The sequence below is a fragment of the Actinomyces sp. HMT897 genome (genome assembly GCF_016626125.1).
GTDB lineage: Bacteria > Actinomycetota > Actinomycetes > Actinomycetales > Actinomycetaceae > Actinomyces.
The window spans coordinates 854,436-867,412 of sequence record NZ_CP067336.1; the positions used below are offsets into that span (position 1 = coordinate 854,436).

At 71.8% G+C, this 12,977-nt stretch carries 12 protein-coding genes; 9 read left to right on the plus strand and 3 right to left on the minus strand.

Annotated features, from left to right (window positions below; translation table 11 throughout):
* Nucleotides 1-111 precede the first annotated feature (111 nt).
* The 7 genes from JJJ15_RS12890 to JJJ15_RS03515 all read left to right on the plus strand — a co-directional run bounded on the left by JJJ15_RS12890 (nucleotide 112) and on the right by JJJ15_RS03515 (nucleotide 6,888).
* Nucleotides 112-1,827 (plus strand): diacylglycerol kinase family protein, encoded by a 1,716-nt coding sequence (locus tag JJJ15_RS12890; RefSeq protein ID WP_246742136.1) that lies wholly within the window; start codon nucleotides 112-114, stop codon nucleotides 1,825-1,827.
* Nucleotides 1,828-2,119: 292 nt separating this feature from the next.
* A complete protein-coding gene (locus JJJ15_RS03490; protein WP_200511465.1) occupies nucleotides 2,120-3,412 on the plus strand; it encodes a hypothetical protein in 1,293 nt (430 codons plus the stop codon).
* A gap of 33 nt (nucleotides 3,413-3,445) precedes the next feature.
* The gene (locus JJJ15_RS03495) at nucleotides 3,446-5,731 is read left to right on the plus strand and encodes an FtsK/SpoIIIE domain-containing protein (protein WP_200511466.1); all 2,286 of its coding nucleotides are present in this window, start codon (nucleotides 3,446-3,448) and stop codon (nucleotides 5,729-5,731) included.
* Between the two features lie 3 nt (nucleotides 5,732-5,734).
* Entirely contained in the window at nucleotides 5,735-5,989 is a 255-nt protein-coding gene (locus tag JJJ15_RS03500; protein ID WP_106109491.1) for a hypothetical protein, read from the plus strand.
* Between the two features lie 13 nt (nucleotides 5,990-6,002).
* Nucleotides 6,003-6,266: a hypothetical protein gene (locus JJJ15_RS03505; RefSeq protein ID WP_106109492.1), complete on the plus strand. Its 264-nt coding sequence runs from the start codon at nucleotides 6,003-6,005 to the stop codon at nucleotides 6,264-6,266.
* A gap of 2 nt (nucleotides 6,267-6,268) precedes the next feature.
* Nucleotides 6,269-6,556: a hypothetical protein gene (locus JJJ15_RS03510; RefSeq protein WP_200511467.1), complete on the plus strand. Its 288-nt coding sequence runs from the start codon at nucleotides 6,269-6,271 to the stop codon at nucleotides 6,554-6,556.
* On the plus strand, nucleotides 6,553-6,888 hold the full coding sequence (locus JJJ15_RS03515) for a hypothetical protein (protein ID WP_200511468.1): 336 nt from the start codon (nucleotides 6,553-6,555) through the stop codon (nucleotides 6,886-6,888). Before JJJ15_RS03510 ends, JJJ15_RS03515 begins: the two co-directional genes overlap by 4 nt.
* Before the next feature lie 365 nt (nucleotides 6,889-7,253).
* Here the strand turns inward: JJJ15_RS03515 and JJJ15_RS03520 are convergent, their stop codons facing one another.
* From JJJ15_RS03520 to JJJ15_RS03530, 3 genes are all read right to left on the minus strand, one after another.
* A complete protein-coding gene (locus JJJ15_RS03520) occupies nucleotides 7,254-8,363 on the minus strand; it encodes a mannose-1-phosphate guanylyltransferase (RefSeq protein ID WP_200511916.1) in 1,110 nt (369 codons plus the stop codon).
* Between the two features lie 216 nt (nucleotides 8,364-8,579).
* Nucleotides 8,580-9,629 (minus strand): YhjD/YihY/BrkB family envelope integrity protein, encoded by a 1,050-nt coding sequence (locus tag JJJ15_RS03525; RefSeq protein WP_246742137.1) that lies wholly within the window; start codon nucleotides 9,627-9,629, stop codon nucleotides 8,580-8,582.
* A 236-nt stretch (nucleotides 9,630-9,865) separates the two neighbouring features.
* On the minus strand, nucleotides 9,866-10,420 hold the full coding sequence (locus tag JJJ15_RS03530; protein ID WP_200511470.1) for a 2'-5' RNA ligase family protein: 555 nt from the start codon (nucleotides 10,418-10,420) through the stop codon (nucleotides 9,866-9,868).
* A 248-nt stretch (nucleotides 10,421-10,668) separates the two neighbouring features.
* Between JJJ15_RS03530 and JJJ15_RS03535 the strand changes: the two genes are divergently transcribed.
* Together JJJ15_RS03535 and galK are read left to right on the plus strand one after the other, a co-directional pair.
* Nucleotides 10,669-11,508 (plus strand): DeoR/GlpR family DNA-binding transcription regulator, encoded by an 840-nt coding sequence (locus JJJ15_RS03535; RefSeq protein ID WP_106109497.1) that lies wholly within the window; start codon nucleotides 10,669-10,671, stop codon nucleotides 11,506-11,508.
* On the plus strand, nucleotides 11,505-12,782 hold the full coding sequence (galK, locus tag JJJ15_RS03540; RefSeq protein ID WP_200511471.1) for a galactokinase: 1,278 nt from the start codon (nucleotides 11,505-11,507) through the stop codon (nucleotides 12,780-12,782). Before JJJ15_RS03535 ends, galK begins: the two co-directional genes overlap by 4 nt.
* Nucleotides 12,783-12,977 lie beyond the last annotated feature (195 nt).

Genomic DNA, 12,977 nt, shown 5'->3' on the forward strand with positions numbered 1-12,977 from the left:
GCGCCCTCCTGCCCCGCCCCTCCCGGACCTGTCACACGAGCGTCACAGCGGGAACACACTCCTCCGGCGTAGCCTGCACCCAGTGTCAGCCTGATCAGGGAGGGAACCACCGTGAGCACGTCCGCGACCGCCTCGGCCGCGCCCTCCTACCCCGCTGGCCCCTCCCCCGCGCCCCGTCGGCGCCGCTGGCACCTGGAGGACTACGTCCTGGTGGCCTCCTGCCTGGGGTTCGTGGTCTGGACCGCCCTGGTGGGCGCGGGTGCCACAGGCTGGCTGGACCTGCGCCCATCCCGGCTGGCACCCCGGTCCGTCCCGGGCCAGATCTACGAGGCGGTCTCCCTGGTCACCCACCCGGTCATCGTCTTCACGGCCATCGGGGTGGCCGCCCTGGTGGCCTACAAGCGTCGGATGCGGCGTCTGGCGGTGGCGCTGGCAGCCACGTTCATTACGCCTGCCGTGGGGACGGCGGTGAGCATGTGGCTCAGCCGCACCCGACCGGCGTCGGCCTTTGCCGACTCCATCTCGCACCAGGGCTACGCCTACCCGGCCGCGCACGTGGTGGCCGTGACCATTGCCTCGTGGGTGCTGGTGACCCTGACGCGGGCGCAGCGGCGACCGACCTCCAATATCTGGGCCGGCTCCCTCCTGGGGGTGCTGGTGGTCCTGGCCACCTGCGCCAGCCAGTGGCTCATGGGCCTGAGCCGGATCTCCGACATCCTGGGCGGCCTCCTGCTGGGCTCGGCGGGTGCTGCGGCGGCCCTGCGTATTGGCGGCATCCAGGCGATCCTGGCCTCCTGGGGGCACCTGGGGCTGGCCAGTCGTGCCGTGGACCGACGCGCCGCCGTCATCCTCAACCCCACCAAGCTCGACGACCTGTCCCTGCTGCGGCGCCGCGTGGACTCCGAGGTCCTGTCGGCGGGCTGGCGGCCTACCGTGTGGCTGGAGACGACGGCGGAGGACCCCGGTCACGCGGCCGCTCGTGCGGCCCTGGACGCCGGGGTGGACCTGGTGCTGGTGGCGGGGGGCGATGGGACGGTGCGGGTGGTGGCCTCCGAGCTGGCTGGCACGGGGGTGTCCATGGCGCTGCTGCCCTCGGGCACCGGCAACCTCCTGGCCCGTAACCTCTCGGTCCCCCTGGACACCGACGCCGCCCTGCGCCTGGCGCTGACGGGCCGGCCGCGCCGCATTGACGTGGTCACGGTGAGCACCGACGCCGGTACCCCGGATTCTGGCCTGCCAGGGGACAGCCTGCCGGGAGCCGACTCCCCTGAGGCGGCGGACGCCTCCCCGCTCCAGGTCGTGGTCCCCCACCTGAGTCCCGCGGCCGACGGGGCCACCCGTTTCGCGGTCATGGCGGGGCTGGGCCTGGACGCCCAGATTATGGAGGACACCAATGACGGGCTGAAGAAGGTCATCCGCGCGGGCGCCTACGCGGTGGCCGCGGTGCAGAACGCGGTCCCGGACCCCTTCACCCTGACCCTGCGCATTGACGGCGGGGAGCCGACCACGCACCAGGCCGTCATGGCCCTGGTCGGTAATGTGGGGACAATCACGCGCGGCATGACGCTCTTCCCCCGGGCCGTGCCCGACGACGGGGTCATCGACCTGCTCCTGGCCAACCCGTCCCACGTGGTCTCCTGGGCCAAGCTGGGCACGGGCCTGCTGACGGGCATGGACGTGGAGGGGCTGGACTTCTTCCGGGCGCGCAGCATTGAGATGACCCTGGACCGCCCCGTGCCCTTTGAGCTCGACGGCGACACCGCCGGAGTCACCCGCCACCTGGCCGTCCGCGTGGAGCCCGGGGTCCTGTCAGTCATAGCCCCTTGAGGCAATACGGGAGCCGGGTCAGGGCGGGTCCCAGTCATAGCCTGGACTAAGGCACCATCCGCCCCTACTCGCAGCCCGCACCCGTGTCCTGCCAGTCATAGCCCGGACTATGGGAATCCAGGCAGGTTCTGGTCCGCACCAGCAGCTAGGACAGTTTTACCTTGGTGCTGTCAGATTACGGTAAAGCATGTTTGACTTGTCAGTACGGAGGTCTTTCCGTACAAGTTCCTGCCAAACGACAGAGCGGAGGCGCCTGCGGGGTGGGGGCACCTGCCTATACTCCACTCGCCTCTTGCGGGCCCGCTGCCCGCCGCTCCTAGACCGTGAGGATGCTGCTCATGACCACCCCCCCCCCAGCGATTCCCTGACCACTGACTACTACCAGGAGCTCGGCCTGGACCAGGACGCGCCCGTCTCGGAGATCCAGGACCGGCTCACGGTCCTGGAGGCGCAGAACCGCAGCCGCGCCGTCTTCAAGAACGCCCAGGGGGAGAGCGCGCGGCGCAGCCTGGCCTGGATCGCCGAGGCCAGGCAGGTCTTTGCCACCGAGGACTCCAAGGACGAGTACGACATCCGGCTCCGCCGCAGGCCCGTCCAGGTCGACTGGACCGGTCGGGCCTGGAGATACTACCACGCAGGTGACTACGGCCCGGCCCGGATTGCCGCCCGCAAGGCCCGGGAGGCCGCCCCTTCCGACCCCAGACCCTGGGTGGTCTCCGCCTGGATTGAGCTCGCCGAGAGCTCCAATGGTATGGAATTCTGGAACAATTTCGACGACAGAAGAAAGAATAAGCAGGCCAAGGTTTATGCCGATAAAGCCCTTATTCTCGACGAGAATGAGGATATCGCGGTAGAGGTCCAGGAGGTCCGCGGTGTCGCATTCGAGGCCGTGGATGAGCCAGACCTGGCAGTCAATTGTTACCGGCAGGCCATTAGGCGCGCCTCGGATACTTACAAGAGCCAGCTCTACCTGCGCCTGGTCAGAGTCTTCGTTTTCGACGATAAGGCGACCATTGATCTCTGCCTAGAGGCTTTGGTCGACAATCTTGCTCCAGACGCCAGGAGAAGTATTGACAGGCTTATAAAAAGCAGCATAAAGAGCTGGGCTGGATGCCGCCACGACTACGAGGACCATGGATACAAAGGATGGAATATTAAGGAGCTCACAGAACGCATTGAACAACTAAATAAGTTGGCGTCGCAGGTGGACTCGCTTAACCTTCCGGTTGACAACAAAAGAGATTTGGTCAGTTACATTAACTTTTGCGCTCAGATACTTGACCTTTTCCGTTTCGCCAAGACCCTCCGGGACCAACCCAGACCCGGCGAACCATTTGTTGGCGACATGCAATTCCTGTTTTTCATCCCTCTTCCGGGAGCACTGGTGCTAGCGGCAATCTGCTTTCTTCTTGGACTTCCCAATCTACAGCACTATCTTCAGGCGGCCGCGCTCATCATTATATACATTGCCTGTCGATACTTGTGGATTTATCTGCGCGAGCGCCCCTACAAACAAGACCAAGTCAAGGCCAGGGCCGCCGAGAAGGAAAGCGACGAGCTTCTGGAGAGGATTCGCAACCACTAGCCCCAACCGACCCCAAGAATAGGTGGCACGACCATGCCCGTAGCAGACCAGGTCAGCCTGGGCGGGGCCGGTATTGACCTCATTGGGCGGGGCAACGTCTGGGTGGAGGACTCCGTCCTGAACGGGGCCTCGCAGGCGGTGGCCCAGGCGCTCATCGCCCTGGCGCTGGGCGGGACCACGCCCGGCCAGCTGGAGGTCATCGTCCTGGACGACTCGCTCACCGGCGTCGCCTCCCCCTTCCAGGACGTCAACGGCGGCGGCCAGAAGATCCTGGACGTCCTGCCGGGGCGCGACGACCTCCTGGCCACCCTGGCCTACCTCAGGGCCCACATCCAGGGCGTCAACAACGTGGTCCAGGGGCGCGCCCCCTGCCTGCTGGAGTTCCGCAGGCAGGTGGACTACCCCGTCGAGAGCTTCAAGCTGGTGGTGCTCGCCGCCGACTTCTCCCTGCTGCCCGAGCGGATCCAGAACGAGGTCGCCGTCCTGCTCAAGGCCGGTCCCCGGGCGGGGGTCACGTTCCTCATCCACTCCATGTCCATGGGGGTCAACGAGTTCCTCACCGGCATGTGCACCCACCTCACCTGCCAGGGCACCACCGTCCTGGACGCCTCCGGCAGGCGCCTGGGGCGGGTCCCGGCCCCGGACGCGCAGGAGCTCATCGGCGTCGCCCAGCAGGTCGCCCGCCAGGTGGGCACCACCCCCATGGCGCCCATCGTCTTCAGCACCGTCCAGGACCTGACCCGCCCCTGGAGGGCCTCCAGCGCCGACGGCATCACCTTCTCCCTGGGACGCTACGGCCTGTCCCGGGTCGAGGTGACCCTGGGCGACGAGGTCAACCAGCGCCACAACGTCCTGGTCACCGGGGCCGTCGGGCAGGGCAAGTCCAACCTGGTCTCGGTCATTGTCCACAGCCTGTGCCAGCGCTACAGCCCCGACGAGCTCGAGCTCTACCTGCTGGACTTCAAGGAGGGCGTCACCCTCAAGCCCCTGGCCCCCAACGGGCGGGGCGAGTTCCTGCCCCACGCCCGGGTCCTGGGGCTGGACGCCGACCGGGAGTACGGGGTGCACGTCCTGCGTCACCTCCTGCGGACCTACAGGCGGCGCATGGCTCGCTTCAAGGAGACCGGCGTCCAGTCGATCCGCCAGTACCGCGCGCTCCGCCCGGCCCGCACCATGGCCCGCATACTGGTGGTCATTGACGAGTTCCAGATGCTGTTCGCCGACAACGACTCCCTGGCGCGCGAGGCGGCGGACCTGCTGGTGCGCTCGGTGCGCCTGTTCCGGGCCGCGGGCATTCACCTCCTGCTCGCCTCCCAGACCATCGGCGGGAACATGGCCCTGGCAGGCTCGGCCGGGGACGGCCTGTTCAGCCAGATCCCCGTACGCATTGCCCTGAAGAACTCCCTGACCGAGTCCCACGCCACCCTGGGGGTGCGCAATGACGCGGCCACCCACCTGCGCGCCCGGGAGGCCATTGTCAACTGCGACTACGGGGCCCTGGACGCCAACCGGAAGGTGACTATCGCCTACGCCGACGAGGAGGTCCTCACTCCCCTGCGCGCGCACTGGTGGACGCTGGCGGCTGGCCGCTACCAGGCCCCCGAGGTGTTCAACGGGGAGGCGCCCGTCACCATTGACGCCGACCTGCCGGGCCTGCACGGGACCCGGGTGCCCACGCTCCTGCTGGGGCACCGCGTCGAGGTGGGCACCCCCGTGGAGGCCGTGGCCCTGGAGCCCGGGCTGGGGCGGAACCTGGCCGTCGTCGGCCCCGGGGACCAGGTGGCGGTGCTGGTGGCCGCCGCACGGGCGGTCCTGGCCACCTCCCCCGCCGGCCTGCTGACCGTCCTGCTGCCCCGGGGCCTGCCCGAGCCGGACCGGGAGGCCGTCCGCGCCCTGGAGGAGGAGTCCTCCCGGGTCGGCTGGCAGACCCGCACCGTCCCGGCCGACGAGGTCAGCGCCTGGGTGGACGAGGCCTTGCTGCGCCCACCCGCCCGCGGCCTGCTCCTGGTGCCGCACTGCGAGCGTCTGCGCGAGGTCCCGGCGTCCCTGGGGGAGCTGCTGCGCGCCCTGCCCCTGGGCGGCACCCACGTCCTAGCGGGCTGGAGCAAGCTGGAGGCGTTCAACGACACGGTGGGCTACGGCGGGGAGAGCTCCTTCGACGTCCGTCTGGCCCTGGGACTGGACACCCAGTCCACCCGCCGCCTCATGAACGACCCGGTCCTGGAGTGGCGGCCGCGGGCCAACCGCGCCCTGGCCTGGGACGTGGCCGAGACGGCCGCCCCCGTCGTCGTCATCCCCTACACCCGAGCAGAGGAGTAGCCCGTGTCCCTCATGGACGTCATTAAGACCGTCACCGCCATCCAACGCCAGATCGAGGAGCAGCAGGCCCTGCTGGACGGCTTCAGCCGCAGCAACCGCGACAACATGGACACCGTCCGCTCCTGGCTGACCGGCAGCGCCCAGGGCCGCGACCAGAGCATGCTGGCGGCCCTGGAGCGGGCCGAGCGCTCCCTGGAGACGGCCCAGGGCGCACTGGGCCGGGCCAGGGACGCCTCCCAGCACGTGACCACCCTGTAAGGAGGGAAGGACAATGAGCGACTCACTCCAGGACGTCATTAACGCGGCCTACCGCATTGGCGACTCCACCCGGGACGTCTGCGACCGGTCCCGCAGCAGCGCCGACAGGCTGGCCCGGCTCGGCCAGGAGCTGGCCGTGGTCACGCGCCCCTCCCGCTCCGGCGGTGAGGCCGCCGCACAGACCATGGAGGCGGTCCGGGCCGTGCGCCAGGCGGTGGTGGCCCTAGGCGCCCTCCGGCGTGAGGTAGACACCTTTGTCAGGGCGGCCCGGCAGTAGCCATGCCCTGGGTCACCAACCCCGTCAGGGAGAGGCTCAGGCGCAGCGCTATAGCCGCGCTGTGCGAGGCCGAGTTCCGGGTCCGCTGCGCGGTCAGCGCAACCGAGGAGGTCGTCTCCAGGACCACCGCCGAGGTGCAGGGGACCGCCCGGGGGGAGCAGCCGCTCCGGGCCTGCCGCTCAGCCCTGGCCATCCAGTCCGAGGCACTAGGTCACCTGGCCAGGGCGCGCGCCCTGACCCACGAGATCAGTACCCAGGAGTGGGTCGACGAGGACGAGGAGGACACGTGACCAGCACCCTGAGTGAGTCCGTCTCCGAGCTGGGTGCCTGCCTGCAGCTGGTGCAGGGGGGCCGGGGCGCCCTGGCCCTGCTCGACGAGGCGCTGGTCCACATCGACCAGGCCCGGTCGGATCTGGCCGCGCTGGAGGCGGGTGCCGGAGGCGGGCCTGGCACCTGGGGAGCGGCCGGTGACACCGGGAGGGGCGGTTCTACCGGGCAGGAGGAGGGTGCCGCCCTGCAGGAGGCCGACGCCGCCCGCGACCAGGTGTGCAATGCCAGTGCGGGCACCCTGGGCGACTACTGCCGTGGCGTCGAGGCACTGGTCGAGCACCTACGGGCCTAGGGCCGGCGCCCGGGCCGGGCCTGGGTCGGGGCGCTCCTGCGGGAGCCGCCTGAGGGTGGTAATACTGGCGCCCGGGCCGGGTCTGGGTCGGGGACACCACGATGCGAGCACCTGCGGGGCTGGCGTCTGGCGTCTGGCGGAACATTTTGTGCAGAAGGTAACCGATTGCGCAAAAAGTAACCGATTGCGCAGAAAGTAACCTAGATTCGTTACTTTCTGCGCAAAATGTCACCCTGTGCACAAAATGTTCCTCTGTGCGCGGGGAGGCAATGGGCTACCCCAAGGCCCGGCCAGCCTACGAACGCCCCCAGCACCCCGGACGCCCCCAGCACCCCAGGCACCCCGGGCACCCCGGCGTCGCGTCCTCAGAGCAGCTCGGCCCGCCCCTGGTCACGCAGTCGGTCCACGACCCCCTTGACGGCCTGGGCCCGCTCGGGGGTGGTCACCAGCAGGGCGTCAGGGGTGTCCACGACCACGACCCCCGGCACCCCCAGGAGGACCACCTTACGGCCCGTGGTCGAGGCCACCAGGGCACCGGGGCTGTCCACGGCCTCCACGTCGGCCACCGGGCCGCCCTGGGCGGCGCCGTCGAGCACGGCCACCCCGGCGGCCGGTCCCTGTCCGCGCGGCGCCAGGAGGTCGTGGAGGGCGTCGAACCCGCCCACGTCGTCCCAGCCCATGGCGGCGGGCACGGTGGCCACTCCCCCGGCGGCGGCGACCGGCTCGGCAATGGCGTGGTCAATGGCGATCCGCTCCAGGCCCGGCCAGGTGGCGTCCAGGACCTCCTGGCGTGCCGGGGTGTCCCAGGCGGCGGCAATGGCCTCCACGCCCGCGGCCAGGGCGGGGCGCTGGGCGGCCAGGTGGTCCAGGAGGACCCCGGCGCGGGCCACGAACATCCCGGCGTTCCAGCGGTAGTCGCCGGTGGCCAGGTAGCGGGCGGCGGTGGCGGCGTCGGGCTTCTCGGTGAAGCCCAGCACCACCCGCCCGTCCGGGGCGCCCGGGACGTCGGTGGGGCCCCCGGCGTGGATGTAGCCGAAGGCGGTGGAGGGGCCGGTGGCCTCGATACCGATGGTCACCACCCAGCCCTGCCCGGCCAGGGCGGCGGCCTGGTGCACGGCCCGGGTGAAGGCGGCCTCGTCGGCAATGGTCTGGTCGGCGGCGAAGGAGCCGACCACGGCGTCGCGCCCGTGCCGGGAGGCGATGACGGCGGCGGCCAGGCCGATGGCGGCCATGGAGTCGCGCGGGGACGGCTCGGCCAGGAGGTTGTCCCGGGGGACGTCGGGAAGCTGGTCGGCCACGGCGTCCACGTGAGCGACGCCGGTGACCACCGTCACCGAGGCGGCTACCGGTGCCAGGCGTGCCACCGTGCCCTGGATGAGGGATCGGCCCGCACCGGTGAGGTCCAGGAGGAACTTGGGGCGCTGGCGGCGGCTCAGCGGCCACAGCCTCGTCCCCGCCCCCCCGGCGGGGATAATGGCGTGGACGAGGCGGTCGGCGGGCGCCCCGGCACCGACGCCCGTGGTGGCGCCACGACTAGTGGCGTCGTGGCTGGTGGCGTCGTGACTGGTGTCGGTGAGGGCCCCGGCGGTGGTGCAGGCGGGGCCCGCGGCAGGGGCGGGGCCGGGGGCGCCGGTGTCGGCAGTGTCGGCGGTGTCAGTGGTGGAGGCGGCGGTCTGGCTCACGCCCCCAGGCTACCGGGCCCGCTGGCCGGCCTCCCCCGTCGCCCCGCCCTGAGGCGCGAGGACCGCCCTGTCCACCCCCACCGAGCCGGTCAGGCCCTGGTGGGGCCACCTGAGCGTGGCGGGTGCGGAGAGGGTGACGTAGTTGGGCCGCTCGTGGGCGTGGACCTCCTGGGGGCTGGCCACCGCCTGCGGCCGGGGCGGGTTGGCGATCCAGGCCCCCGTCAGCAGCACCACGCGCCCCATGAGGTGGAGCCACAGGACGGGGATCACCAGGGTGGCGAAGGAGGCCAGCAGCGGGTTGTCGGCCGAGCGGGCCACCACCCCCACGCCGACCTGCCTGATCACCCCGAAGAGCACGCTGCCCAGCGCAGCCCCCTCAACCAGGTCGCGCCACGGCGGACGCACCCCCGCGCACAGCACCAGCACGGCCAGGACGGCGGCGTCAATGAGGAAGGAGGACCCCACCCCCAGCAGCCAGCCGCCCCAGTTGGTCGCCCAGGCCGGCAGCTCCAGCCTCGCCCCCAGGGAGGCGGGCAGCCTCGTGGTGGCCACCGACGCGACCGTCGTGGCCGCGACGCCCACCGCCACCCCCAGGAAGGCCACGAGGCTCCACGCCTGGGTGACCACGGGGTGACGCGGGTTGTAGGCCAGGCCGAAGACCACCCGCAGCGCCGCCGACACCGCCCGCATGAGCCCCGTCGCCGAGTAGAGCAGGGCGATGGCGGCCAGCACCGAGCCCCAGGTCAGCGCCGAGCCCCAGGTCAGTGACTGGAGGCTCAGCACCCCTGTCCCGTCGCCGGTGTCAATGAGACCGGGGACGGCGCCGTTCACCCCTCGGACAACAGCGTCCCGCCAGGCGGGACGGTGGGCGAGGACGGCCATGAGCGTGGTGGCCCCCAGGGTCAGGACCGCGAAGGCGGAGAACAGCCCCGTGTAGGCAATACCCCCGGCCAGCAGGGGGCCGTTGGCCGTGGAGTAGCGGGTCAGGGCCCGGGCGAGGCGGGTGGAGCGCAGACGCACCACGGTGGGCCCCAGGACGCGCCGGTAGACGGCAGCCACCCGGCCCCGCCTCGACCCGGACCCCGGCCGCCCGGTCCCAGCGCCCCCGGTGGAGGCGGCCGGTGGGTCAGCGTCTACCCGGGCACCGGCCGCCTGGCCTCCGGTGCTCCCGCACCCGGACCCGGCACCCCCGGGACCCTCAGCACCCTCAGCACCCCCGGGCCCACCAGCCCGAGCCCGCCCCGCGGCTGCATCGCCCCCCGCGGCCGCGCCGCCGTCCCGAACCACCATCCACCTCACCCCGCATCACGCACGCCCAGGGGCAGGGAGCGCAGGTAGGTGGACGAGCCGTCGGCCCCGAGCTCGTGGAGGTGGAGGTGCTCGACGACGAACACCGCCTCGATCCCCCGCCCCACCCGGGCGGCCCGGTCCTGCGCCCGGTGGTCAGGCAGGTGGGCGAGGGTGACGTGCGGGTGGTAGGGGAACCTGAGCTCCCCGCACAGGGGGCCGTCGGCGGAGCGGACCCGCGCCTGGAGGTCGGTGCACTCCCGCGCCCCCTGCGTCAGGGCCAGGTAGACCACGGGACTGACCGGCTCAAAGCTCTCCACCCCCGCCAGGTGCACGGTGAAGGCCGGCACCCCGGTGAGCGTGGTGCCCAGGAAGCTGGTGACGGCGGGCAGGCCGTCGGCGGGGATCAGGGTGGGCGGCAGAATGGTGACGTGCGGGGCGGTGTGCGCCAGCGGGTCCCCGGCGGCGGCCCGGGCGCTGCGGACCTGGGACGCCCAGGGCTCGGGGACGGGGACGGTCAGCCCGATGACGCGCTCGCGGTCAGTGGGCACGGGAAGATCCATTAGGTCCCCTCCTGGTCCGTGGGCGCTGGTTCCGCGCGCGGGAGGGCCGGAGCCGTCCGCACGGTCGGCGGTCACGATACCGTGCGCGGCTGACGCCGCTGCGCAACACGAGGTGTGTGCTCCTTCCCTCCCGCCCCGTGTTCGTTTCTGAGCGGCAATGTTTGAGTTTGCGTGATTTTAGGGCGCGAACCTGGCAGACTGTGTCTGTGACCACCTCCAGCCCCGACCCGCGCACCGCCGGACCAGGCATGCTCGCCCGCCAGCGCCAGGAGTACATCCTGGAGCAGGTGTCCGCCACCGGCGGGGTGCGGGTCGCCGAGGTCGTGGCGGCCCTGGGCATCTCGGAGATGACGGTCCGCCGGGACATTACCGAGCTCGTGGCCCAGGGGCTGGTCGAGCGCGTCCACGGGGGCGCCGTCGCCGCCGGCCCCACCAGCATGGAGCCCCGCTTCACCGCCAAGTCCACGCTCCACCTCGACGCCAAGCGGCGCATTGGCGCGGCCACCGCCGCCCTCCTGCGACCGGGGGACGCCCTGGCCCTGTCGGCGGGCACCACCACCCTGGCCGTGGCCCAGGCCTTGACCACCCTGCCCCACCTGGGGACCCTGACCGTCATCACCAACTCCCTGCCCGCCGCCCAGCTCCTCTTTGACGCCGCCGACGCCGCCCGCGCCGAGTCCCGCGACGCCCCCACCGTCCTGCTCACCGGTGGTGAGCGCACGCCGTCCAACGCCCTGGTCGGGCTGCCGGCCATTGACATGCTGCGCGCCCTGCGCGTGGAGTGGGTGGTGCTCGGGGCGCACGGCTTCACCCCCGAGGCGGGCCTCATGACCCCCAACCTCCAGGAGGCGGCCGTCAACCAGGCCCTCCTGGCCTCGGGGCGCACCGCCGTGGCCGTCCTGGACGCCAGCAAGTGGGGGATCCTGGGGCTGCGCTCCTTCTGCCCGACCAGGGACATCGGCGTCCTGGTGACCGACTCCCGGCCGGACGCCAGGACGACGGCGGCCCTGGACGAGTCAGGCACCACCCTCATTGTCGCCGACCCGCTGCCCGCACCTGACAACCACACCACCCGGAGGACCTCATGACCACCACCAGCTCCCCCGTCTTCTCCCCCGCGCTCAGCGCCGAGCAGGGGAGGGACGCGGCCACCGACCTGTTCCGCACGGCCCTGGGAGGTGAGCCCGACGGCGTCTGGTACGCCCCCGGGCGGGTCAACATTATCGGCGAGCACACCGACTACAACGGCGGCCTGGCCCTGCCGATCGCCCTGCCGCACCGTGCCCACCTGGCCCTGCGCGCCCGCGAGGACCGCACTGTGCGCCTGGTCTCCTCCCAGGCCCGGGCGGTGGAGGTCCTGGACCTGGACCGTATCGGCCCCAAGGGCACACCCGGGGAGATCCCTCACTGGGCGGCCTACGTCGCCGGGGTCGCCTGGGCGCTGGAGCGCGACGGCCTGGGCCCGCTGCCGGGTTTCGACGCCGCCCTGGTCTCCTGCGTACCGCTGGGCGCGGGGCTGTCCTCCTCCGCGGCGCTGGAGTGCGCCACGGCGGTGGCCCTGGACGAGGTGGCGGGCCTGGCCCTGGCAGGTCCGGCGCAGGCGCCCACGGACGTCGGACGCGCCCGCCTGGTGGAGGCCTGCGTGCGGGCGGAGAACGAGGTGGCCGGCGCCCCCACCGGGGGCATGGACCAGTCCGCCTCCCTGCGCGCCCGGGCCGGGCACGCCCTGGAGCTGGACTGCCGCGACGGGTCGGTGGAGCACGTCCCCTTCGACCTGGACGCGCAGGGCCTGGCGCTGCTGGTGATCGACACCAGGGCCGAGCACTCCCTGGTGGACGGCCAGTACGGGGCCCGGCGGGCGGCCTGCGAGCGGGCGGCCCAGCTGCTGGGCGTGGAGCTCCTGGCCGACGTCCCCCGAGACGGCCTGGAGGAGGCCCTGGGGCGCCTGGGGGCCAGCGGCGAGGAGGACGCCGACGTCCTGGTGCGACGCACCCGGCACGTGGTCACCGAGATCGCCCGCACCCGCGACCTGGTGGCCCTGCTCCAGGACGGGCGGGCCCTGGCGGGTGAGAAGCTGGCCGCGGCCGGGGCCCTTATGGACGCCTCCCACGAGTCCCTGCGCGTGGACTACGAGGTGACCGTCCCCGAGCTCGACGTGGCCTGCCAGGCCGCTCGGGACGCGGGGGCCCACGGGGCCCGCATGACCGGCGGAGGCTTTGGCGGCAGCGCGATCGCGCTGGTGGACGCGGGTACGGTCCAGGACGTGGCACGCGCCGTCGTCACCGCCTACGCGCGCCGGGACCTGGGTGTCCCGGCCTTCCTCGACGCCGTCCCCAGCGCCCCGGCAGGCCGCCTGGCCTGAGGACCCCGCACGGCCCCAACCAGCCCGCCTCCAGCCCGCCCACCTCCTCCCACCGTGAGAACGGTACTTATTGCTCGTGAGAACGGTACTTGTTCGTCGTGAGAACGGACGGCGTCTGCCGCACCCGTTCTGACCTGCGCGGACGTACCGACCCGAGGCCCTTGCGCGACTCAGGTGAACACGCGCTCGCACACG

Excerpts from the sequence above, each read along its gene's own strand:
- JJJ15_RS03495 (WP_200511466.1), top strand. The coding sequence starts at position 3,446 with ATGCCCGTAGCAGACCAGGTCAGCCTGGGCGGGGCCGGTATTGACCTC.
- JJJ15_RS03505 (WP_106109492.1), top strand. The coding sequence starts at position 6,003 with ATGAGCGACTCACTCCAGGACGTCATTAACGCGGCCTACCGCATTGGC.
- JJJ15_RS03510 (WP_200511467.1), top strand. The coding sequence starts at position 6,269 with ATGCCCTGGGTCACCAACCCCGTCAGGGAGAGGCTCAGGCGCAGCGCT.
- JJJ15_RS03530 (WP_200511470.1), bottom strand. The coding sequence starts at position 10,420 with ATGGATCTTCCCGTGCCCACTGACCGCGAGCGCGTCATCGGGCTGACC.
- JJJ15_RS03535 (WP_106109497.1), top strand. The coding sequence starts at position 10,669 with ATGCTCGCCCGCCAGCGCCAGGAGTACATCCTGGAGCAGGTGTCCGCC.
- galK (WP_200511471.1), top strand. The coding sequence starts at position 11,505 with ATGACCACCACCAGCTCCCCCGTCTTCTCCCCCGCGCTCAGCGCCGAG.